The following is a 23,060-nucleotide window of genomic DNA, read 5'->3' as shown; positions in this document are numbered from 1 at the left end:
ACACAACGTTAAGCAATATCATAAGAATTGGCTCCATGGTAAAAACGATTTAAACATTTCGAGCACTTTCCCAATTTTACCATAAATAATTCAATAAACAACGGTTCTTTTGCAGAAGCTATATAACCAAGTCCATGTATACCTGGTAACATTAAGAGAATCACTCTTAAATCATTTGAATTAATGAAAATTAGCATGCAAATCAGGACGTTTAATATTGCAAACATATAACTCACACCAAAGAGCATTGCAGGTCTTGTAAGACCTTTAAATAATTGATCTGTTTGTATACTACCTGTGGACATATCTTTAACCTTCTAATAATAGCTCTAACACTAATACTATATCATTATATTAAAAATCCATTGAAACTAGTAGCACTTTAAGTTAAGATACATTATTTAATCCCGATAATGACAAATTGGCCATTTCAAGAAGCAGAAAAAATATTGCAAGAGTTTCCTAATAAAAAAGAAATAATATTTGAAACTGGTTATGGACCCTCTGGTTTACCCCACATAGGAACCTTTGGAGAGGTTTTCCGCACTACAGTTATTGTAAATGCATTAAAAAAAATAGCTCCTGGTATAAAAACCAAAATCATTGCAGTTTCAGATGATATGGATGGTTTGCGAAAAATACCAGATAATGTGCCAAATCAAGAGATGCTAAGAGAGCACTTAAATAAACCATTGACTATGATACCTGATCCATTTGGCACTCGTCAGAGTTATGGTCATCATATGAATTCATTGTTGTGTAAATTTCTTGATATGTTTGAATTTGAATACGAGTTCAGGAGTGCAACAGAGTGTTATAAATCTGGCGTTTACGATGAAAAACTTTTACTCTTACTGAAAAATTATGATAAAGTGATGGACGTAATGCTTCCATCATTTCGGGAAGAAAGACAGCAGACTTATAGTCCATTCTTGCCAATATGCCCAAAAACTTCTCAAGTTTTACAAGTTCCAGTAATTGAAACAAATACAGAGAAAGGAACAATCACATATGAAGACCCAAACGGGGAAAAAATAGAAGTTCCAGTGACAAAAGGAAAATGTAAACTGCAATGGAAACCTGATTGGGGAATGAGGTGGGCCGCATTTGGAGTAAATTACGAAGCTCACGGAAAAGATTTAACTCCATCTGCTGTGCTTTCAAGTCAAATATGTGAAATACTTGGAGAAAAGCCACCACTTCTGTTTTGCTACGAGCTTTTTCTTGATAAAGAAGGAAAGAAAATATCAAAATCAAAAGGAAATGGCATTTCAATTGAAGAGTGGCTAACTTACGCACCAACAGAGAGCTTAGCATTGTACATTTTTCAGAGTCCTAAAAAAGCTAAACGTTTATATTTTGATGTGATACCAAAATCAACTGATGAATATTTAGAATTTGTAAAGCGTTATCATGAGAACAAAGAAAAGGATATAAATAATCCTGCTTGGCACATTCACCAGGGCAATGTTCCCAGTATAGAAACTTCAGGCATAAATTTCTCACTACTTTTAAACCTAGCAGCAGCTTGTAATGCTAAAAACAAAGAGATCCTATGGGGTTTTATATCCTCTTATGCACCAAACGTTACACCAGAAAATAATAAAATGCTTGATAGACTTTCAGACTTTGCAGTAAAGTATTATCACGATTTTATCAAGCCAACAAAATCATATAAAACTCCAAATGAAAAAGAAAAAGCAGCGTTACTAGATTTGAAGGACACTTTACATTCTCTATCTACAACTGCTACTGCTGAAGAAATTCAATCTCAGGTATTTTCTATTGGAAAAAAATATGATTACACCAACTTACGTGACTGGTTTCAGCTATTATATGAAACGTTACTTGGCCAAAAAACCGGTCCAAGAATGGGATCTTTCATAAAGCTTTACGGAATAGGTAATACGATTTCTCTCATAGAAAGCGCTACTAAATGTATACTTTAGAGTTTACCTCCTTTCATTTGAGCTCTTTAGTTTTAATAAGAATTCCTTGACAAACTCCGCTAGCCCCCTTATCATGAAACTGAAGCTATTGTATTTGCTTTCGCCAATCTGCAGATTAAAAGGTAAGGATTACTTAATGTATCGGCGTCTTATGTTCAATTTTTTGCAGTATATAGATACTGTATGTCTTTACAAAACTTCATCTACATCTAGATTTTTATCTAAATAAGCTGAACGCGCTTATAAAGCGTTACAAGACATCAAAAAATGCCAATACTCGACAGAGATAGTAAAAGACTAGCTAACTCGGGGATTCTTTGTCTTTTTTTCTGCTTAGTAAATTTCTTAAACGTTTGCAGCGTAAGTTAGTTGCAATTAAAAGCAGCTGAATTTCGCTTGTCAAGCGTTTAAAACATAAAAAACGCCAATATTTTAAAGCGGATAATAACCACGGGGCTTCTTTTGCCTTTTTTTCATTTGGTAAATTTCTTAATATTTATGGCTAAACGACAATCGTCATCCCGCTGCTTGTTAGCGGGATCTCTTGTTAGCGGCTGAGATACCGCGAATGAATCGCGGTATGACGGTTCGCGGCGGCATGACGATAAGGTTTATACCTTGTCATCCCAGTGCTTGACACTGGGATCCAGCTTTCTTTATATAGCTCTTTCCACAGAAGTCCGGATATGATAAGATTAAGGATAGATGGCGATAAGGAGGTTGGATGCCGGCAGCATATAGTTATGATTTAAGAAAAAAAGCAATGGAAGCACTAGACGAAGGGGAAAGCAGAGAAGCAGTGGCAGCAAGATTTAAAATTGGACGAACTACTTTGTGGGAGTGGAAGCAAAGAAAAAAAGAAACAGGCGACTTTCAGTCAAAAAACTCGGTAATGGAGGTTACAATCAGAAAATTATCGACTGGAATAAGTTTATCGAATTTGCTAAAAAACACGGTAGAAAAACTCTGTCGGAAATGGCTAAACTTTGGGGCAACGTTAGTATCGAAACGATCCACCGAGCTCTCAGAAAAATTGGATTTACGCGCAAAAAAAGACATATGGATACAAGGAAAGGAACGAAGAAAAACGTGCTGAATTCTTAAAAATTATAGCAACAAAAGAACCAGAAAACTTAGTGTATATAGATGAGTCTGGGATTGATAACACGGAGGACTATCCATATGGGTATTGCCAGAAAGGACAGCGATTTTATGCCCTAAAATCTGGAAAAAAAACTCAACGAATCAGCATGGTTGCAGCCTTAAGTAGAAGAAAGATAGTTGCTCCATTAACATTTGAAGGCCACTGTAATATGGATATTTTTAATGGATGGTTTGAGCAATTTTTGGCACCGATCTTAGAACCTGGACAAACTGTCATTCTTGATAATGCTACTTTTCATAAGTCTGATAAGCTTATCAAGCTCGCTAAAGGAGTCGGTGCAGAAATTTTGTATCTGCCGCCTTATTCTCCAGATTTTAACAAAATTGAGCATCATTGGTTTGCTATAAAAAACAGAGCCAGGAAAAACATTCCTCTATTCGAATCCTTTCGTCGTGCTGTTGATTCTGCCTTCCTATGACCTATTCGGACTATTATGAGAAATGCTATACTATGCGGGTTTTATATTTTCGCCCTGCCCAAAAGCTACGGTTTGCTTTTCACCTGGAGAAGATTGTGCTGTACCGATAATCAACGTAATAGATCAGTCTAAAAAATCTATCTTAGTTCAAGAATATACATTTACTCTTGGAACAGTTGCAAAATCTTTGATTAATGCTAAAGAACGCGGTGTTGATGTTAAAGTCATCTTAGATAAATCGCAACTCTACTCAAAATATAGTGTTATAAATGAATTATTTTCAGGTGGAGTACCAATTTGGATCGATGATAAGCCAAAGATTGCTCATAATAAGATAATGATTGCTGACAATCAAAAAGTCATCACAGGGTCATTTAACCTTAGTAAGACAGCTAAAAAAGGAAATGCTGAAAATTTATTAATTATTACAGATTATCCTGAATTGATTCAGCAGTATGTGAAAAACTGGGAGGCACGAATGTCACAATCTTACAAATACGCTCCCAACTAATCGAGAGCGCTTGCTCAAAATCAGTTTTAAAAACAGCAAGGGAGAGCTTTTTTGATTGATTGGCATAATGATTATGATATAATGAACTAAAAATTTAAGGAATAAAGTAATGGATTATATAAATGATGCTGCCGGTAGCTACACTGCTATTCATGATTTTTTTCAAAACAACGGTGTTGGAGATTACAAAGTTCAATGCAATTATGGTGGGGTGCCGTATGCTACTGATGAGTACGTGCATTCTGGCGATAAATTTTGGAGTAATAATTTCATAGACTCACATTTTGGCAGGGAAATAAAAATGTATCCTCAAAGTGAACTTTTAGCTAAAGAATATGCTGGAAATACGTTGCCAGTTTCAATATCACTAGATAAGGATTTAATAAAAATGAAGGAATGTCAGAAAAAAACGAAATTTGTGGAACTAGAAAGGGAGTCAGGTGATTTAGTGCATGATAAGCAAAAGTATGTAAAGTGTTACACAACAAAGCTATCATATGATGATGTACATATTTACAATAACGATAAAGTTTCAACATTTAGCATAAAATACGACGTGCCAAATGATCCGAAATACAGTTTAAATATAACATTTACAAAGGTTAATGATAATAAACCAGGATTTTGGCAGAAATTTAAAAATATGTTTTAACGTGACCATTCACTGGTTTTTACTCAATCAACCAACAACAGTTAATATCAAATTTTTATAATTAAAAAATATGCTATTTTTTAAAACTTTCATTCTCCTTGACTCTGTCAACTTCACAAAACAACTCTTGGACCAAATGTATCTGGCATAACACCTTTTGGTAACTTGCTACTTCTTTTTTTCCGCATCTCCGACAACAGCCATTGATATTCCACTACATAAGGCTTGATTTTTGGTAAATCAACTTTTTTATGAATAATATAGCATTTCTCATAATAGTCCGAATAGGTCATAGGAAGGCAGAATCAACAGCACGACGAAAGGATTCGAATAGAGGAATGTTTTTCCTGGCTCTGTTTTTTATAGCAAACCAATGATGCTCAATTTTGTTAAAATCTGGAGAATAAGGCGGCAGATACAAAATTTCTGCACCGACTCCTTTAGCGAGCTTGATAAGCTTATCAGACTTATGAAAAGTAGCATTATCAAGAATGACAGTTTGTCCAGGTTCTAAGATCGGTGCCAAAAATTGCTCAAACCATCCATTAAAAATATCCATATTACAGTGGCCTTCAAATGTTAATGGAGCAACTATCTTTCTTCTACTTAAGGCTGCAACCATGCTGATTCGTTGAGTTTTTTTTCCAGATTTTAGGGCATAAAATCGCTGTCCTTTCTGGCAATACCCATATGGATAGTCCTCCGTGTTATCAATCCCAGACTCATCTATATACACTAAGTTTTCTGGTTCTTTTGTTGCTATAATTTTTAAGAATTCAGCACGTTTTTCTTCGTTCCTTTCCTTGTATCCATATGTCTTTTTTTGCGCGTAAATCCAATTTTTCTGAGAGCTCGGTGGATCGTTTCGATACTAACGTTGCCCCAAAGTTTAGCCATTTCCGACAGAGTTTTTCTACCGTGTTTTTTAGCAAATTCGATAAACTTATTCCAGTCGATAATTTTCTGATTGTAACCTCCATTACCGAGTTTTTTGACTGAAAGTCGCCTGTTTCTTTTTTTCTTTGCTTCCACTCCCACAAAGTAGTTCGTCCAATTTTAAATCTTGCTGCCACTGCTTCTCTGCTTTCCCCTTCGTCTAGTGCTTCCATTGCTTTTTTTCTTAAATCATAACTATATGCTGCCGGCATCCAACCTCCTTATCGCCATCTATCCTTAATCTTATCATATCCGGACTTCTGTGGAAAGAGCTATAAAAGTCATAGCAGACAGGCTGGAAGCAGCGAGCGCTGGTGAAGTGAAACGAATAATATTCAATATGCCTCCGCGCTCGATGAAGTCCATGTGCATAAGCGTTGCGTGGCCCGCATGGATACTGGGAAACCAACCAACTGCGAGAATAATAGTTGCAAGTTATTCTCAGCGGCTCAGCGAAAAGCACTCGCTCGACACCAGGTGCGTGATGCAGTCTAGTTGGTATAGAGCGCTATTTCCAGAGATAGAACTATCCAAAGACCAGAATACCAAATATAAATTTCAAACAGTGCAGAGAGGATACAGAATCGCAACATCAGTTGGTGGAACACTAACTGGTGAAGGTGGTGATTTTATCATTGTGGACGATCCGCTCAGTTCTGCTCAAGCTTTGAGTGAAACGCTTAGAAAGCGTGCCACAAACTGGTTTGATCAGACTTTAGTAACCAGGCTGAACGATAGAAAAAAAGGAGTCATCGTTCTTGTAATGCACAGGCTACACCAGGAGGACTTAACTGGACACCTTCTCTCCAAGCCAAAAAACATATGGCATCATATTTGTTTGCCAATGATTTCTGAAAATAAGCAGGTTATTTATTCAATCAAAAAGCCAATGCCTCCCGTTCCTATCATCCGAGTAGCTCAGCACTGTGCGACCAGGCGATTATATAATAAACCAGCGTCACCTGTAAGGATATTATATTCAAGAGAAGAAGGTCAGTTGCTATATCCCCTCGATGGAGGAAAAGAAGAAGTTGAGACGATAAAAGTTGAACTTGGGAGTTATGCTTTTGCTGCGCAATATCAACAAAACCCTCTGCCGCTTTCAAGTGGTATAGTCAAACGAGAGTGGCTAAAGCGCTATAAAAATGTTCCTGATAATCTCTCGCATGTAACACAAAGTTGGGATACTGCGGTTTCAACAAGCGACATGAGCAACTTTAGTGTCTGCACCACCTGGGCAAAAATAGATAATAAATTCTATTTACTTGATGTATATCGCGCAAAGCTTGAGTATCCAAAGCTTAAAGAACAGGTTTTGTCACTAGCTGCAAGATGGACGCCACACGCAATTTTAATCGAAGCAAAAACAAGTGGTCAACAATTGGTGCAAGAGCTAAAGACAAACAGTGATTTACCGATTATTGAAATAGTGCCACATGATGACAAGCTCACTCGATTTCATCAAATTGTTCCGATTATAGAGTCTGGCAAGGTTTTTCTGCCACATCAAGCAGTATGGCTGAACGATTTTGAGTATGAGATTTTAATGTTTCCTGAAACTCGACATGATGATCAAGTAGATAGTACCGTGCAATATCTCCAGTGGGTGAGAAACAGTACCTCCAGGGTTGCAGCTATACGAGCATTGTGATTTGAGAGCAATTTCCACAAGGGAGGATGTCATCCCAGCGCTCCTTTTTTTGTCATGCAAGTAGCTGACACTGGAATCTAGCTTCTCGTTGCTGCTGCGATCATATACTATTGTAATGAGCCTTCAAAGTCACTTAAAAATAGCAACGTCCAAGGGTTTTCTGAAAAGGTCCCACAACCCGGTTCGTAAAATTCACAAGAACCATTAAAATATTTTTTTACTTTTCATTGTATATTTCTCAACATATTATCTTTAAGTACTAAAATAATTAACAATATGGCATTATTAATAGTTGAATCACCTGCGAAAGCAAAGACAATAGGTAAATATTTGAGTAAAGAGTTCAAAGTAGCTGCATCCTTTGGACATGTGAGAGATCTTCCAGCAAAAAACGGTTCTGTCGATCCGGATAATGATTTTGCTATAAAGTATGAAACCATTGAAAAAGCAGAAAAGTATATAAAAGAGTTAGTAAAAGCCGCAAGCAAAACATCAGATATATATCTTGCAACAGACCCAGACAGAGAAGGGGAAGCAATGGCTTGGCATGTGATAGAGACATTAAAAGAAAAGAAAGCAATCAGTAATGAAAACAACATTTATAGAGTAGTCTTTAATGAGATAACAAAAAGAGCAGTACAAGAAGCAATAAAAAATCCACGTGAAATTAATATGGATTTAGTGCGTGCACAACAAGCACGTAGAGCTTTGGATTATCTAGTTGGATTTAGTTTGTCACCACTGCTGTGGACAAAATTGTCGGGAAGCAAGTCTGCAGGGCGAGTGCAGTCTGTTGCATTAAAGATTATATGCGAACGAGAAGATGAAATTAGTAAATTTATAACACAGGAGTATTGGAGCATAAAAGCAGAAATGCAAAATAGCAAAGATGAGGCTTTTTTTGCTATGCTAAGCCACTATGACAATAAAAAGCTAGAAAAATTTGATATTAAGAATGAAGAAGAAGCAAAGAACTTAGTCAGGGAGATTGAATCAAGGCAATATGCTGTAAGCACAGTAGAACGCAAGCAAGTTAAGAGAAACCCGCTTCCTCCGTTTATTACTTCAAGTCTTCAGCAAGATGCAGTGAATAAACTGTATTTTAATGTGAAAAGTGTTATGCGCATAGCGCAAAATTTATATGAAGGTATCGATATTGGTGGTGAAACTGTAGGGTTGATAACTTACATGCGTACAGATGGGTTTCATATTGCAGATGAGGCTATAAACTCAATTAGAGGGTCAATTAAGTCATTATATGGTGATAAATATTTACCGCAGTCTCCTCGTAAATATGTAAAAAAGGTCAAAAATGCTCAAGAAGCACATGAAGCAATTCGTCCAACTGATATCAATAGAACGCCGGGTAGTATTAAGGATTACTTAACGCCAGAGCAATTTAAATTGTATGATTTAATCTGGAAAAGGACCATTGCAAGTCAAATGGAGTCGGCGATTCTTGATCAAGTGGTAGTCGAAATTAGTTCTACTGACCAGAAAGTAATTCTGCGAGCAAGTGGATCAAGTATATTCTTTGATGGTTTTTATAGAGTCTACCAAGATAACATAGAAGCCGAAAATGAAGGCCTGCTACCTGCCATGAAGGAAGGGGAAGCGTGTAAGCTGATTTCAGTTGAGCCAAAACAACATTTCACTCAACCGCCACCTCGTTATAGTGAAGCAAGTATCGTAAAAAAAATGGAAGAAATCGGTATAGGTCGACCATCAACTTATGCAACAATTATTTCGGTATTACAAGATCGTGAGTACGTTTCATTGGATAGCAAAAGGTTTATTCCAAGCAGCCGCGGTAAAATCGTTACTATATTTTTAGAAACTTTTTTTCAGCGTTGTGTAGAGTATGATTTCACAGCACAAATGGAAGAGAAGCTTGATTTAATTTCAAATGGACATGCAGATTGGAAAAAAGAATTAGGCCACTTTTGGGTGCCATTTTTTGGTCATGTAAACTCTGTCAAGCAAATGACGCATGATGAAGTTTTCAGCGGCATTCACGATTTGGTAATCGATTGGTTTTGTTCAGAAGAAGGAAAAAAAGAGGTGAATACAAAATGCCCTGCTTGCTCTGATGGCATATTGAAATTGAACTTTGGAAAAGCCGGGGTGTTCCTTGGATGTTCTAACTATCCTGAATGCAACCATACAAAAGAAATTACGGGCAGTAACGACAATTCAGAATATCCAAAAAGTTTAGGTATAGATGATATAACAAACCAAGAAGTGATGATCAAAAAGGGTCCTTTTGGACTTTATCTGGAGTTTAATAACGAGTTAAAAAAGAAAAAAACGGTTTCCATACCAAAAGATATAAATGTTAATGAGATTGATCTGAGCACCGCTACTCAGTTACTTTCCTTGCCAAAAGTAATCGGAGAACACCCTGAAACCGGAAAGGAAGTAAAAATAGGCCTTGGACGATTTGGGTACTATATTTTCTATGATGGTAAATACTTTTCTCTTAAGAAAAGCTCCAAAGAGGTGCTGAATACAGAATTGAGCGAAGCTGTACAAATTATTGCAAACAGTCCACGCAAAGAGTTAAAATCTCTCGGGGTTAATGAAAAGGGAAAAGAAGTTTTTATCTGCAACGGTAGGTACGGATTCTATATAAAATGCGGTAAAACAAACGTTGCTTTGGGCAAGAGTGCAGATATTGAGAGTATAGATCTGGAGAAGGCTTTAGAGTTGATTAAGGGTAAGAAATAGACTTCTTGCATAACCATATGCTCTTTATTGTCATTCCAGCGTGTGACGCTGGAATCTAGAAAAAAAGAACCTGGATGCCAGTGTCTGGGCACTGGCATGACACCCTTTCTGGTAGAGGTTGCTCTCAAATCACAACGTGCATACAACTGCAGCAGTATGATGTTTTATTTATTATAGCTATAACACTGAAGTTTACAATCAGAACAAACCACTTGGCCACGTGGAACTGATTTCAGTTTATCAGTTGAAACTTGATTTGAGCAGAGTATGCATTTTATTGTGTTGCTTGGAGTAAGTGAGTTATCAACAGCAATTCTATCATCAAAAACAAAACACTCACCCTCCCAATTATCATTTTTATTATGAGTTTTTTCGAGGTAAGAAAGAATGCCGCCTTTCAGGTGGTACACATCGTTAAATCCAAGATTTTTCATGTACGCTGTTGATTTTTCGCATCTAATCCCACCAGTGCAGTACATAGCCACTTTCAGGTCTTTACTCTCTGAGAAAGACTTTGCACACTCAGGAAAATCGCGAAAACATTGTGTGTGTGGATTAATTGCATTTTTAAACTTGCCTAATTTCACTTCATACTCATTTCGTGCATCTATTACTAAAACGTCAGGTTGAGAAGTAAAATCATCCCAATGCTCTGGATCAACATATTTACCCTTAAGGGAAATATCAAGATTGCTTACACCAAGATTCACAATCTCTCTTTTTAATTTTACCTTCATCTTGCTAAATGGTTGATATTCTGCTGCACTCTCTTTCCATGTAAGGTCCCTTAGCCTATAATCAGAACGTAGAAAATCGAATATTTTATCAATTGCGTTTCTTTCACCAGATATTGTTGCATTAACACCCTCTTCTGCAAGGAGTATAGTGCCCTTTAACTCAACGTTGTTGCATGTAGCTTTTATTTCGTCTTTCATGTCATAATAATTAGAAAGTTCTACAAAATGATAGAAAGTTGCAATGACGAAGCTCATGATTATTCACTTATCAACTAAAAACATGATATACAAAATTATAAAGATATTCAATAGTACGGCTGTTAATTACTGGATATCTTCAGTTTTTACATATAACATTTTAATATAAAATATAGATTCAAATTAATGTTTTTAAGAGTATTTAAAAATATATTCTTATTTCTAGTAAGTATATTATTCGTCTGTCCAATATTATCATTAATATCAATTCTATTTACAGATACAGCAAATTCCGGATGGGTAATCAGCACACTTTTCCCTGAATATATACTGAGTACGTTAATTTTGATGGTAGGAGTAGGGGGAATATCTTTCATATTTGGAGTAATTCCGGCTTGGCTCACCACATTTTTTTCATTTCCTGGAAGTAAAATTTTTGAGATTGCTTTGTTCTTTCCGATATCGATTCCTGGATATATAGTAGCGTTCGTCTATGTAAATACGCTAGAGTTTTCAGGTCCGGTGCAGAGCTTATTAAGAGACATTTTAGATTGGAGCAAAGGTGACTATTGGTTTCCTGAAATAAAATCCCTAGGTGGTGGAATATTAGTAATGGGATTCAGCCTATATCCATACGTTTATATGTTAGTCCGCTCAAGTCTAAAGAATGTTAGTAACTCAGTCACTATTGCGTCAACACTTGGGTTCTCCTCATTGAAGAGCCTGTTTTCTGTCATCATACCCTCCATACGCCCATCAATTATAGCTGGGTTGTCTTTGGTACTAATGGAAGTAATTACAGATTTCGGCACACCACAGTTTCTTGCTATCGATACTTTCACAACAGGAATATATCGCACCTGGTTTTTACTGCATGACAAATATTCAACTACTGTTTTAGCAGTTGCAGAATTGATTTTCGTTGTAACACTAATAGCTATCGAAAAAAAACTACAAAAAAAAGGAATATCTTACTCTTCAATCAACACTAATGCAGATTATCACAACAAACGGGGTGTAAGTGGTGCTATACCGTTAATTTGCACTTATATTATGTGTGCATTACCAATATTGATAGGTTTTGCTTTGCCAGTGATCCCACTTATATATTGGAGCATAGAGAAGGGGTTGTTCATATACGAAGCAAGATTCTATAACATAATAGCAAATAGCATTAGTTTATCAGTTATTACCGCACTAATCTCAATTAGCATTGCAATAATGATTGGATATACGGCGCGTAAAAATAAGGTAATCAATAATGTAGCACGTCTCATTTCTTTAGGCTACGCAATTCCAAATGCAATTATCGCAATTAGCATAATAATATTTTTAAGCAGAATATCCTCTTTCATTACTCAATATATTGTGGAAATTAGCTTGGTAGGAACTATTGGCGCATTAGTTTACTCATATTTATTTCGTTTTTTTGCTATATCTTTCAAGGCGGTAGAGTCAGGGCTCAAAAAAACACCAAATGAAATTGAGTGGACTGCATATACTATGGGTCATGGACCTATTTCCACATGTTTGAATGTTCATATCCCTCTCATCAAGAAGAGTATATTATCGGGATTTTTGCTCGTATTTATGGATACTATCAAAGAGCTCACAGCAACACTTATTATAAGACCATTTAATTTTGAAACTATATCAACTAGAATATATGAACTTGTAAGCGATGAGCGCTATAGAGAAGCTGCCCCATTTTCGTTAATAATAGTTATAATAGGCTTAATCTCTACAATAACCTTATTTACACTTGATGATAAGGATAAAAAATAAACGTAACCGTTCACACTTAATTCTTCAATCTCACTAATAGAAAGGCCAGTAAACTTGACAATAGTGTTGACATCAACATTATTAGCCAGCATTGCTTTTGCGACTTCAATTTTCCCTTCCTCTTTACCAATTTTTTTGCCTTTTTCAGTAGCAAGATCAAGTCTGTATTCAAGAATGGCTTCTTCTTTCCGTAGATCCATTATCCTTTCTTCGTAAGCTACTAAATCTTTTTCGTTCCAACGAAACTTGTCTAATTCATCATATGCTAGCTTTATTATTGGCGCTTTTTCTGCTATCTCTTTTAAGTCCTCTTCTGTTGTTTCTTCTGCGTATTTAAAAAAGAAACACCACCTTTCTACTATACTTTCTAACTGCTCTACTTTATTTTTTGCGAATTTAGGCAACTCAATAAAGACAAACTGAAAATCTTTTAAGTAATGGCCGTTAGTTTTTATATCACGTATATTGTGAGTAGAAATATAATCAACTTCTTCAGGAAGTAAGTTACAATTTGATATAGCAATAAAGAAGACTTTCTTTAAATCAATGTAGTTGCCAGATTTATCTAATTGTCTTGAGTAGGCTTTAGCGGCATATAATTGAGCGCGTTTTTCGAAGCCCTTGTCTCTAGCGAGCTGGTCAGGTAAGGAAGCAGTATTACTACTACCCCCTCCCTTAGAAACGCAGCATGCAGGTTTCCCAACACTACGCTTGAGCCCCTTATCTAAGTTCTTCTTTTCTAGAACCGGCTTGTCCTTCATGATTCCTCAGGAAACATCATTCTTAATGGTGACACCAACAGTAGAGAACCTTCTCTTGAGAAAGAGCTTGCTAACATTCTTGTTCGTTTCACTCTCTCATCAAAATACTTTTTCCATTTTAAGTCAAGGGGATTTGCATCCGCTCTGATTTTAACATGTCGTCTGATAGGTATATCAATCAGCTTAAGCAGTCTTAAATACCGTATCTCTTTTGGTTTGTTCTTGCATAGGGGTGCAGCAAAAACCCATTGGCGTTGACCCATTACTTTGAAGTAACGATTCTTTATCCAACGTAATCCTTTACGAGGATGTCCTTTCTTTGCCCATTTCCATAAACTATGCCAAATTTCATTGTCGATCTTTCTAAACGCTTTTTTAGCACACACATGGTGATAGTAATTTCCCCATCCTCTCAGTAGAGAGTTGAGTGACTTAATTACTATAGCCTGAGTGTTCGCTATATTTGCTTTTATCAATGTACGTGCTTTATTAAGAAGTCTTTTAATACTTTCTTTCGAAGGTTTAATAATTAACTTCTTATTATATCTACGTACATTACAACCAAGAAAGTCAAACCCTGTTGTGATAGATGTAATCTTTGTCTTCTCTTCTGACAGAATTAAACCTCGCTCATGAAGAAAAGATGATACTAAAGGCTTAACTTCCTTTTCCAGTACTTCATGTGTGAAACCTGAAATAATAAAGTCGTCTGCGTATCTGATTACATTCACTCCACTTCTGATTTTGTTTCTTTTTCTACTGCCGAGTTTACCAAATCGACTTTCCAATAACTTTTCAAGTCCGTTTAAGGCTAAATTGTCTAGTATTGGAGAAATTATACCACCTTGCGGGGTACCTGCAGTTGTGGGATACAGAGTTTTTGATTCTAGGAAGCCAGCTTTTAACCAACTATGCAGAATTTTTTTCTCCATAGGAATATGCTTCATAAGCCATTCATGATTAATGTTGTCAAAGCATCCTTTGATATCACCTTCAAGTATCCATTGTAGTTGATTACGACTTGCCAGTAACAAATGACAAGCTACTGTAGCATCTGCACAGGATCTTTTAGGTCTAAAGCCATAGGAGTGACGATCACTGATCGTTTCAGCTATCGGTTCCAGAGCAAACAGATATAATGCTTGCATGGCTCTATCTTTTATCGTGGGTATTCCAAGAGGTCTTCTTTTGCCATTAGATTTACTGATATAAATCCGTTTTAGCGGAGAAGGTTTATATCCTCTTTGCTTTAACTGCTTTATTCCTTGAAATTTAGCATTGCAAGTTGACCATAGTTGACGATCTACACCCGCTGTGTTTTTTCCTTGGTTTTCAGTTACTCTCTTAACAGCCAAAGCTTTTCCGCTAAAAGAGCGTGTGAGAAGATGTTGTAAAGTTTTTACCTTACCCCATCTTCCTTCTTGGACAGCCTTAACAATACATCTTTGTAGCCTCACAATAACTTTCTGGCATTTCTTCCATGGCAACTGCTTCCATGCTTCAAAGCTTTTGGTAGATGCACTTACAGGTTTACTTGTAATCATCTGCTTTCCTACCTTAAGTGGTTAACAAAGTTTCTTGTCACGAGGGACCAAACGGAAGTCTGCTCGTTTTCACGCGAATTAATGTTACAAATTCTATCCATTTCGTTACAAAATGGCATTCGCTTTCTCCATTCTCCTTTACCTGCACTTCCATCAGCATTCCTTGCGGTTTGCTTGCCATGTAGGCGAAAATACAGGCTTACCCTGTTTCTCCATTCATACAATAGTGGGTTAGGTGGCTTCTCTATACCGGTGGAGTTATTATTTGCGTACATCTAGAAATGAAAAATGTAACTTATCCACATTACCTTTTGGTCAGAGCTTATCAGCATCTTTAGCTCTTTCATCGTATCGGTACTTATAAAGCTTCACTTACGTTCACCATACCACTAGCCTAGCCCTCCAACCACATGATGCTTGCAGTTTATGCCCCTCTCACGATTGAGCATCTTCTTTTTCAAGAGGAGGTTCATTGTCCGCATCGCTTGGCACCAACCGGTTGCCCGATTCGCACTGATGCGTAGACTCAGACGGCAAAACATCTGGTTTAATAAGTTTTAGAATCCTTTCAGTTTCTTTCTGAATGAATTCCTCTCCTTTTAAACAATATGACCGAAGACTTTCAGGTCGCACCATTTCTATGATGTATCTTGAACCTTGAGAGTCTTTACAAAGAACATCAACAATACTCTGCTTTTTAGCGGCAATTTCAGGGTCCAAAATGGTAGCTAAGAATTCAACATCGTGAATAGCAGCTAAACCAGTAAAGCCTAAAATATCGTTCAAGAAATGAATGAGGATATCTTTATTCTTTTCAGTGCCAAATATTCTTTTAAAAGCATAATCATTGCGTGCATCAAGAAATTTCGAAAGAGCCATAAGAGGTTGTCCGGAAACAAGTAAAAGGCTATAATATCTGAAATTTTAGTACGGGGTAAAGATGAGAAAAAAGTATCCAACAGATCTAAGCGAAAGGGAATGGGCAAGAATAGAAAAACACTTCAGAGTATCATACAAGAAAGGAGGAAGGCCGCCAAAGTATAGCAAAAAAGAAATATTAGAAGCAATTTTCTATGTATTGCGTACAGGGTGTCAATGGCGGTATTTACCAAATGATTTTCCGCTATGGAAGACTGTGTATGAGCAGTTCAGGCAATGGAAGAAGCAGGGAATTTTTGAGAAAATGAATTATGAAATTACAAAATATAGTAGAAGAAAAATAGGAATGAATGAGCAGCCGAGTGCCTGTATAGTAGATAGTCAATCTGTAAAGACTACAGAAAAGGGGGGATCAAAGGCTATGATGGAAGTAAAAAAGTAAAGGGTAGAAAAAGGCATATAATTACAGACACTCAGGGTTTTATACTAGGTTGTTACGTAGGCGCTGCTAACGAAAATGATAGAGATGGTATTAAAATAGCATTAAACAATATGAGAACAAAATATACTAAAGTTAAAAAAATGTGGGCTGAAATGGGATACCAAGGAAGAAATTTAAAGAATCACATAAAGGAAGAATATGACATAGATATTGAAATTGTTAAAAGGCCTCCATGTAGATTTTGGGTGCACAAAGATACTCCACCTGAGCTACTACCAACAAGAGAACAAGGGTTTAAAGTACAGCCAAGAAGATGGGTTGTAGAAAGGACTTTTGCTTGGGTTAATAGGAATAGAAGGCTATCGAAGGAGTATGATTTACTCACAACATCCACTGAGAATTTCATATACCTAGCTATGAGTAGGGTTATGTTAAAGAGGGAATATGCTTGAATTTACTAGTTTCCGGACAACCTCTTAAACCATATTCAATAAGTTTATCGTGAAATTGTACCCTTGAGTCTAGCTTGGATAACCACCATATAAATGCTACTGTTTGTATTAATAACGTGATAATTACTGTAATTGGGATTTTTTGATTTTGCATGTTTCTCCTAACTGTGTAATCTTTCAACTACTTCTTGTTTCCGGTTACGAAATATTACTGCTCAGATTCATGTTCTTTTTCAGCATTATAGAGCAAGTGTATAATTTCATCGTATGGTTTATCTTTATTGTGCCGTGATCTTAGCACAGCTACATCTCTTGGGTTTTTTCCATCTATATCTCTAATATTAGGATTTGCGCCTTTCTCCAATAAAAACTTAATAACTTCTAGGTGTCCTTCACCTGCAGCGTGATGTAAAGCTATTCTTTTAAATGCATTTCTATCAAGTGCGTTTATATTTACTTTTTCCTCTTCTATTAAAAATCTGATAATGTCTAAACATCCTTTTCTTGCTGCACAATGTAACGTTGTTCCACTCAAGTTTGGAGCCATATCCTTTACTAAAAGTTTTACTATTCCTAAGTTGCAATTACTAGTAGCCACTTGTAATGTTTTGTTATAATTATCTGTAGCTTTAGATTTTTGATAGCAATAAGTAATAACAACGCATACTATTAATAGTATGAACCATACGAAATGTAGTTTATCTCTTTCATTATACTTTATTTTTTTCATATTTGGCACACAGTTTCTTAATATTAAATAGATCATTACTCATTTTTTTCTTAACATTACTTACTCAAAGATGCTGACAACATAGTAAGGTAACCCGAGCTATTTAAAGTATGCTCCGCTCTATTAATTATCCATTCACCATCTAACGCTTGATTAAAACCTAGAAGATTAAGTTTAGCTTCTGCAAAAATTTGAGGATTACCAGGCATAGTTACATCTAAAGTTTCATTGTTACGCTTCAATTGTTTCAACTTGGCATTTGCTGCACTTAGTGCTGACTCTGCATTTGAGTAAAGTTCCAGCATAATATAACTTGGCTCACCGCTACCAACTGTTTCTTTAATAGTTTCGCCCTTTTCATAGCTATGCCACTTTGCCACTACTGAATTATACTTATCACGTACGGTAAAATGCACTTTCCAGTTAATTGTATCTTGAGGTCTAATAGTCGTTGTTCCTAAAGCTTTTCCTGTGGCTGATTTTGCCATGTTTTTTGAAATAAATAATATATACCCACCAGCTAATTTTGCCATTGCTTCACGCTCTGTTGCGATCTTTGTTAACAGACTTATATCACTTTCATCTGCCTGATTAATATGGGGTATCAATACATCCTTAAATTCCTCAGCGACTTTGTATCCATATCCATGTTTTTGGGCTATTTCTTTTACTAAGTTTTCTATGGTAATTTGGCGCCATTCTTTTGATACTTTTGCCTTCAAAGATATTCTTAAATTTGTTGCATGAGCTTTGATTAGTAGAGTCTTAGGTGGACCCTGTATAGTCACTTCGTTGACTGTATATATACCCATTGGAAAGATTCCAAATTCCTTATAACCTAGTGCTATGTTCAATTCATTCGGAATATCTATGTCTTCATCCCTGTAATCAACACACACTTCAACTACATCATCTATTATTCCTGATTCATCTGTAAGGTGCAATGATATAACTCTATCTTTAATTGATTCACATTTATCTATTATAAAATCTGGCTGCATTTATTCCCAGACCTTTAATTTTGACTTTTGTACTATTTTCTTAATAGTAGGAAGCTTTATCTTTAATCCTGCGGGCAAAAAGCTTCCGTATTCTGCCAAACCCAAGTTCTCTGCTAGTATAGCTCTTTTTACAATAATCCGAACAGACCGTAATATGCTACTGGCCTGCTATAGCCATAAACACATATCTTATCGCATTCGGACTATTATAAGAAAGGCTATACTAATTCCACTACTCCATCAGTAAATCCGTAATGTTTCCAGCAAATCAGATCTAACATCTCATTTTCTTTACTCACATAGTATATAGTCATCTATAGCTTTTTAAACTCAAACTAAATTCAATTTTTCTCGGTAGTCCATTAGGTAAAAAATACATCTGCTTTTCTTCTAACCTAGTAATTACGAATTGTCCTAAAATATTACCTAAACTATCTACTAAAATATGTGGTTTTTCAGTTTCTTTCACACTCTTTAATTGATTTAGCACGTTGAGATTATGCAGATAAATCATTCCTTCTAAATCTATATTTTCTACACCTTGACCGATATTTTGTAATAGTGGCATATTTTCAATACACTCAATCGTGCTCCAACGATTTTCTCTGCTATACTTTAAACTTGTGGGAGCAAACTTATACGGACCAAGAGATAGCATCAATAAAATGTCTCTACCGTATCAAATAAAACATCACGTGACTTTTCTCTTATCCTTTTTATTACTTCATCTGCAAGACTACGAACATCTTGGTTAGGTTCTGCTTTAATGCTGATAGTGTAATTATTAGTGATGTTCTGAGTTTTATTTTGTTCTTTATTTTCAAACTTACTCCTTGCAAATATCTTATCGCTCTCTGTAAACTTTTTCTCCTCAATAAGGCTTTTGACTCTGAAGCTATTTTTATTTCTCTTTGAAAATTCTTTAATTATACTGTTACCTAGCACAGGATTTCCACTGTTGAGAATATTACTTTTTAGGGGAGTGTGCACTGCTTTTACTTCAGTTTTTCTTTTTTCAAACTCTTTCAGTGGGCTATTTCCCAATACTTTTCCAAATATACTTTCACCTATCCATGAAAAAGCTTCTTCTATGGGTTTTATTATCGATTTCCAAAAGCTAGAGAAAAAGTCTTTTACCTTTTGCCAGTTAGTTATAACAAGTGCTGCGCCAGTGACAAGTCCAGTAATTAAAAGTCCTATAGGGTTACTCATTATAGCGAGTGTTACTGCTCTTAGTCCTGTTACTACTGCAGGAAAAACTGTAGCTGATAAAAATGAAAATACTCCAAGTAGGTTTGCTTTCAGACTAAAAATCGTACTTCCTAGCAATGTAAATCCGTATCCTAGTCCCACTGCTACAACTTTTAAACTTATCAAGGCTGCTACAGTACCCATGATTGCTTTGGTTAAAGTTGGATATTTTTCTGCAAATAACGCTATGCTTCTAGTTTTTTCTTGTAAAAATTCAGCTATAGATTTTAAAGTAGGCAGCATCACTGAACCCAGGTTCATACCAACTTCAGCTATTGCGTTGCGAAGAAGTCGTAATTTACTGGCTGTGGTGTCTACACGGTTTTGAAATTCTTTCTGCAACGAGCTCTTGTACTCTTCTGTGTCAGATAGTAACCTTATAGCATCTTCGTATTTGTTAAAACTTCCAGCTAATAATGCAATATCATCTTGATATTCCTGACCGAAAAGTTTCATAAGGATTGTAGAACGTTCCTGGTTATCCATTTTCTTTAGAGCTTGAAAAAAGTAGAGTAATGCTTCTTCGCCGTTTTCGCTTATTCTTTGTACTATTTCTTCTGCAGTTATGCCCATTTGCTCTAATGCTGCTTTAAAATCCCCTCCTTGTTCTTCAGCAGTCTGAAGTTTACTAAGTAGAGCATTTATAGCAGTTGCAGCTTTTGCTGGTTGTTTACCTAAACTAACGAAGGCATTTACTAAACTACTTGTTTCCTTGATGTCAAGACCAAATTGTTTTGCAGTACCACCAACTATTGCTAGAGCTTCAACCATATCTTTTGCTTTGGCAGCAGTGTTATCTGATAAGTGATTGATTACATTACCAACGTATTCCATTTTACTAACATCAATTCCATAAACGTTAGAGAGTTTAGCTATAGAATCACCTGCTTGCTCTGCAGACATATCAAATGCTGTAGACATTTTTGCCACTGTTTCTGTAAACATAAAAAGATCTTCTTTCTTGATACCAAGTTGACCACCACTTGCAGCTATTTGTGCCAGTTCTGCGGCTGATAATGGTATAGTACGTGACATCTCTTTTAACTTCTTTGCAAATTTATAGCTCTTTTTACAATAATCCGAACAGACCGTAATATGCTACTGGCCTGCTATAGCCATAAACACATATCTTATCGCATTCGGACTATTATAAGAAAGGCTATAGTTGCTTCATCCGTTCCTTTTTTAAAATCTACCACTTTTGTAACATCAGCCATAGCACTTTCAAAGTCAATTGCAACTTTAACTGGAGCTGCAAGCGTTAGCCCTAGCCCAATAGTCTCTATAATTTGTGACTTAAAATGTGCTTTGCTTGCTAAAAAACTTTGGTGACTACGTATTGCAGATCCAAGCTTACCATACTTACCTTTTAATACTTCAATAGAAGAGCCAAGTTTATGTTGGTCACTTACTAAGTACTTAATATTTCTTCCACTTTTTCTTACTTCTTCATTAAATGAATGCAAAGCATCTCTCTTTTTCAAATATGCTTCTTTTGCTTTTATTGCAGAGGTTTTGGCCTTGTCAAATTCTGCTTTTAAAGTTTTGCTCGGTTTCTCTATTGCCTTCATTTGTTTAGCTAAAGATTTTACTTGATCTTCAAAGCCTTTCCATGACCTCTTGCTAGTCAAAACATCATGACCTAACTGCTTAAACTTTGATACTGATTTTAAAGATGAGTCAAGCTTTCTTATATTCTCACCAAGATGAGTAAGTTGACTGCTACTTCCTTTTATTACAGTACTGAAACTGCCATCTAAAACTGCTCCGATTTTTATAGATAATGTTGACATTGTACCTTCCTCGCTGCTTTATGCCATAAGATAAATTCATTAATCTCCATATCAAGTATTTGTTCAACCCCGCCTCCTACAACAGAGCTGAACATTAATACTTCTAATCTCAAGTTTTTTGGATAATCGGTGAAAAAAAATCCTTTAATACCTCTTGAATTTTCACATAATCAGCAATATCTAACTCTTCAATTGCTTCTTTTGCAACTGATGTCAAATTGGCAGTCAAAGTTACTTCTTTACTAAGGTCACTACCATTTAAGCGTTCAATTGCAAGATAGTCTCTAACTTTTGGACGTCTAACAGTAAGTTCTGAGACAGAAATTCCATCAACTGTTATTGGGTTATTAAGTGTTATAGCTTGCATGTTCCTCCTTAAAAAGTTAATTAAATAAAAGTCTATATCGGCTTTTACATAACTAATTTCTTTGTATGGTGCTATAAATAGGATTAGCTTTGATAAGAATCTTTTCTGTGTTCAATTGAAGTAATAACTACTGTATGTTCTGGTACATCTATATAATAAAGTATACGATAGGTACTCACCCGTAGACTACGTTGTCCACTTAAGTTATGCTTTAATGGCTTTCCAAGTCCAATTGGATCAACTGTTAGACGCTCCATTATTGCCTTCTTAATCATTAACTTTACTTTTGCTGGAAGAGCCGGAATGTCTTTCTTTATAACAGATTCTGAATAGTCTATATTGTAAGGCTTAATCCCAGAAGGCATCTTGATGTTTAACCCTCTTTTCTTTATAGCGTTCGTCAGCAATCTTAGATAATTCCATATCTTCAATTTCTTCTTCCATTAATTCAGTTAATAACTTTAAAACGGACTTGTCTTGAGATTGTGCTACACTAACAAGTAAACCAGTTAGCTGCTCTATGGAATTTGTATGAGCTTTAGAATCCATATTAACTATATACCTACAACTTCTTATATTTTAACATTTTTATGTAATTTTGTCAACCATATTAGATCCCTAGAATCGTTTGTAGCAAGGCCATTTGATCAACGCCATTTATCTTTCTAATCATATTTTCAGCATCGATCTCTATTAATTCATTACCACCTATAGTAAGTTTATAATAATGGGCAGCTACAGTACACTTCAGCGTTGCTTTCTCAGCAGGTTTCCAGTTGCCAAAGTCAAACTCTTTAAAAATGCCTCTTAAATTGATTATTACTGCTTCAATATCATTACCTTGCATTCCTCCACGGAGCGTTAAAGATACTGAGTTTCCATCTATCAAGCCAAAAAGTCTAAATAGTTCTGAATCATACTCAGCAAAAGTAAAGTCTGCTTCAAGCTTTTCCATGCCCATGTCAATATTTATTGGAATATCCATACCACCAGCTCTGTACTCTTCGGTTTTTATGGTAAGCTTCGGCAAGGTTATTTCATCTATTTTTCCTGCATAACCACGACCATCTACAAATACGTTAAAATTTCTCAGTATTTTGGGTAACACTTC

Annotated in this window: 22 protein-coding genes and 4 pseudogenes; 8 read left to right on the top strand and 18 right to left on the bottom strand. The window is 35.9% G+C overall.

What is annotated here, in order from left to right; genetic code table 11:
* Positions 1 to 8 precede the first annotated feature (8 nt).
* Entirely contained in the window at positions 9 to 305 is a 297-nt protein-coding gene (locus ABWU67_RS01785; protein WP_007548615.1) for a type IV secretion system protein VirB3, read from the bottom strand.
* A 108-nt stretch (positions 306 to 413) separates the two neighbouring features.
* On the opposite strand from ABWU67_RS01785, the gene ABWU67_RS01780 reads away from it, so the two are divergent.
* From ABWU67_RS01780 to ABWU67_RS01760, 4 genes and pseudogenes are all read left to right on the top strand, one after another.
* Positions 414 to 1,949, top strand: a complete 1,536-nt coding sequence (locus tag ABWU67_RS01780; RefSeq protein ID WP_353282100.1) for a lysine--tRNA ligase — start codon at positions 414 to 416, stop codon at positions 1,947 to 1,949.
* A 724-nt stretch (positions 1,950 to 2,673) separates the two neighbouring features.
* Positions 2,674 to 3,532 (top strand): annotated as a pseudogene (locus ABWU67_RS01770) (IS630 family transposase).
* A 22-nt stretch (positions 3,533 to 3,554) separates the two neighbouring features.
* Positions 3,555 to 4,043 carry a phospholipase D family protein gene (locus tag ABWU67_RS01765; RefSeq protein WP_353282099.1) on the top strand — a complete coding sequence of 163 codons (489 nt, stop codon included), beginning with the start codon at positions 3,555 to 3,557 and terminating at the stop codon, positions 4,041 to 4,043.
* Between the two features lie 109 nt (positions 4,044 to 4,152).
* A complete protein-coding gene (locus ABWU67_RS01760; RefSeq protein ID WP_006279913.1) occupies positions 4,153 to 4,695 on the top strand; it encodes a hypothetical protein in 543 nt (180 codons plus the stop codon).
* Positions 4,696 to 4,817: 122 nt separating this feature from the next.
* Here ABWU67_RS01760 and ABWU67_RS01755 read toward each other — a convergent pair.
* Positions 4,818 to 4,967: pseudogene (locus ABWU67_RS01755) on the bottom strand (IS66 family transposase); the annotation flags it as partial.
* A gap of 17 nt (positions 4,968 to 4,984) precedes the next feature.
* Positions 4,985 to 5,843 (bottom strand): annotated as a pseudogene (locus ABWU67_RS01750) (IS630 family transposase).
* 50 nt (positions 5,844 to 5,893) lie between these two features.
* On the opposite strand from ABWU67_RS01750, the gene terL reads away from it, so the two are divergent.
* On the top strand, positions 5,894 to 7,282 hold the full coding sequence (gene terL / locus ABWU67_RS01745) for a phage terminase large subunit (protein WP_410541767.1): 1,389 nt from the start codon (positions 5,894 to 5,896) through the stop codon (positions 7,280 to 7,282).
* Between the two features lie 276 nt (positions 7,283 to 7,558).
* Entirely contained in the window at positions 7,559 to 10,009 is a 2,451-nt protein-coding gene (gene topA / locus ABWU67_RS01740; RefSeq protein ID WP_341821901.1) for a type I DNA topoisomerase, read from the top strand.
* A 164-nt stretch (positions 10,010 to 10,173) separates the two neighbouring features.
* On the opposite strand, the gene ABWU67_RS01735 is transcribed toward topA, so the two are convergent.
* Complete coding sequence (locus ABWU67_RS01735; protein ID WP_353282098.1) at positions 10,174 to 11,001, bottom strand: rhodanese-related sulfurtransferase; 828 nt, start codon at positions 10,999 to 11,001, stop codon at positions 10,174 to 10,176.
* Between the two features lie 129 nt (positions 11,002 to 11,130).
* Here ABWU67_RS01735 and ABWU67_RS01730 point away from each other — a divergent pair, with 129 nt between their 5' ends.
* Entirely contained in the window at positions 11,131 to 12,729 is a 1,599-nt protein-coding gene (locus ABWU67_RS01730) for an ABC transporter permease (RefSeq protein WP_341821899.1), read from the top strand.
* Here ABWU67_RS01730 and ABWU67_RS01725 read toward each other — a convergent pair.
* From ABWU67_RS01725 to ABWU67_RS01715, 3 genes and pseudogenes are all read right to left on the bottom strand, one after another.
* Entirely contained in the window at positions 12,633 to 13,490 is an 858-nt protein-coding gene (locus tag ABWU67_RS01725) for an Rpn family recombination-promoting nuclease/putative transposase (protein WP_353282097.1), read from the bottom strand. The genes ABWU67_RS01730 and ABWU67_RS01725 overlap by 97 nt on opposite strands.
* Complete coding sequence (gene ltrA, locus ABWU67_RS01720; protein ID WP_353281921.1) at positions 13,487 to 15,034, bottom strand: group II intron reverse transcriptase/maturase; 1,548 nt, start codon at positions 15,032 to 15,034, stop codon at positions 13,487 to 13,489. The genes ABWU67_RS01725 and ltrA overlap by 4 nt, the downstream gene beginning before the upstream one ends.
* Before the next feature lie 633 nt (positions 15,035 to 15,667).
* Positions 15,668 to 15,913 (bottom strand): annotated as a pseudogene (locus tag ABWU67_RS01715) (PD-(D/E)XK nuclease family transposase); the annotation flags it as partial.
* Between the two features lie 61 nt (positions 15,914 to 15,974).
* On the opposite strand from ABWU67_RS01715, the gene ABWU67_RS01710 reads away from it, so the two are divergent.
* A protein-coding gene (locus ABWU67_RS01710; protein WP_353281801.1) for an IS5-like element ISWpi1 family transposase occupies positions 15,975 to 16,807 on the top strand; the annotation gives its coding sequence in 2 pieces (ribosomal slippage) (positions 15,975 to 16,344 and positions 16,344 to 16,807; 834 coding nt in all).
* Between the two features lie 208 nt (positions 16,808 to 17,015).
* On the opposite strand, the gene ABWU67_RS01705 is transcribed toward ABWU67_RS01710, so the two are convergent.
* The 11 genes from ABWU67_RS01705 to ABWU67_RS01655 all read right to left on the bottom strand — a co-directional run bounded on the left by ABWU67_RS01705 (position 17,016) and on the right by ABWU67_RS01655 (position 23,057).
* Positions 17,016 to 17,537: an ankyrin repeat domain-containing protein gene (locus ABWU67_RS01705; protein ID WP_010962680.1), complete on the bottom strand. Its 522-nt coding sequence runs from the start codon at positions 17,535 to 17,537 to the stop codon at positions 17,016 to 17,018.
* A gap of 56 nt (positions 17,538 to 17,593) precedes the next feature.
* The gene (locus ABWU67_RS01700; protein WP_095742647.1) at positions 17,594 to 18,538 is read right to left on the bottom strand and encodes a contractile injection system protein, VgrG/Pvc8 family; all 945 of its coding nucleotides are present in this window, start codon (positions 18,536 to 18,538) and stop codon (positions 17,594 to 17,596) included.
* Entirely contained in the window at positions 18,539 to 18,637 is a 99-nt protein-coding gene (locus ABWU67_RS01695; protein ID WP_410541771.1) for a hypothetical protein, read from the bottom strand. It abuts the gene before it with no gap.
* 119 nt (positions 18,638 to 18,756) lie between these two features.
* Positions 18,757 to 18,819 carry a tail protein X gene (locus tag ABWU67_RS07230; RefSeq protein WP_410541770.1) on the bottom strand — a complete coding sequence of 21 codons (63 nt, stop codon included), beginning with the start codon at positions 18,817 to 18,819 and terminating at the stop codon, positions 18,757 to 18,759.
* Positions 18,820 to 18,848: 29 nt separating this feature from the next.
* Positions 18,849 to 19,196: a phage tail protein gene (locus tag ABWU67_RS01685; RefSeq protein ID WP_022626303.1), complete on the bottom strand. Its 348-nt coding sequence runs from the start codon at positions 19,194 to 19,196 to the stop codon at positions 18,849 to 18,851.
* Positions 19,196 to 20,824, bottom strand: coding sequence for a phage tail tape measure protein (locus ABWU67_RS01680; protein ID WP_353282096.1), 1,629 nt, complete (start codon positions 20,822 to 20,824; stop codon positions 19,196 to 19,198). Before ABWU67_RS01680 ends, ABWU67_RS01685 begins: the two co-directional genes overlap by 1 nt.
* A 95-nt stretch (positions 20,825 to 20,919) precedes the next feature.
* Entirely contained in the window at positions 20,920 to 21,582 is a 663-nt protein-coding gene (locus ABWU67_RS01675) for a hypothetical protein (RefSeq protein ID WP_410541766.1), read from the bottom strand.
* Between the two features lie 109 nt (positions 21,583 to 21,691).
* Complete coding sequence (locus ABWU67_RS01670; protein WP_010405430.1) at positions 21,692 to 21,949, bottom strand: phage tail assembly protein; 258 nt, start codon at positions 21,947 to 21,949, stop codon at positions 21,692 to 21,694.
* Between the two features lie 83 nt (positions 21,950 to 22,032).
* Positions 22,033 to 22,314: a type II toxin-antitoxin system RelE family toxin gene (locus ABWU67_RS01665; RefSeq protein ID WP_010082215.1), complete on the bottom strand. Its 282-nt coding sequence runs from the start codon at positions 22,312 to 22,314 to the stop codon at positions 22,033 to 22,035.
* Positions 22,298 to 22,498, bottom strand: a complete 201-nt coding sequence (locus ABWU67_RS01660; protein WP_007303020.1) for a hypothetical protein — start codon at positions 22,496 to 22,498, stop codon at positions 22,298 to 22,300. The genes ABWU67_RS01665 and ABWU67_RS01660 overlap by 17 nt, the downstream gene beginning before the upstream one ends.
* A gap of 61 nt (positions 22,499 to 22,559) precedes the next feature.
* Positions 22,560 to 23,057 carry a phage major tail tube protein gene (locus ABWU67_RS01655; protein WP_010082216.1) on the bottom strand — a complete coding sequence of 166 codons (498 nt, stop codon included), beginning with the start codon at positions 23,055 to 23,057 and terminating at the stop codon, positions 22,560 to 22,562.
* Positions 23,058 to 23,060: the final 3 nt, after the last annotated feature.

The organism is Wolbachia endosymbiont (group A) of Aleiodes leptofemur, assembly GCF_964028465.1.
Classification (GTDB): Bacteria; Pseudomonadota; Alphaproteobacteria; order Rickettsiales; family Anaplasmataceae; genus Wolbachia; species Wolbachia pipientis.
This window is presented reverse-complemented; position numbering and strand designations above follow the sequence as displayed.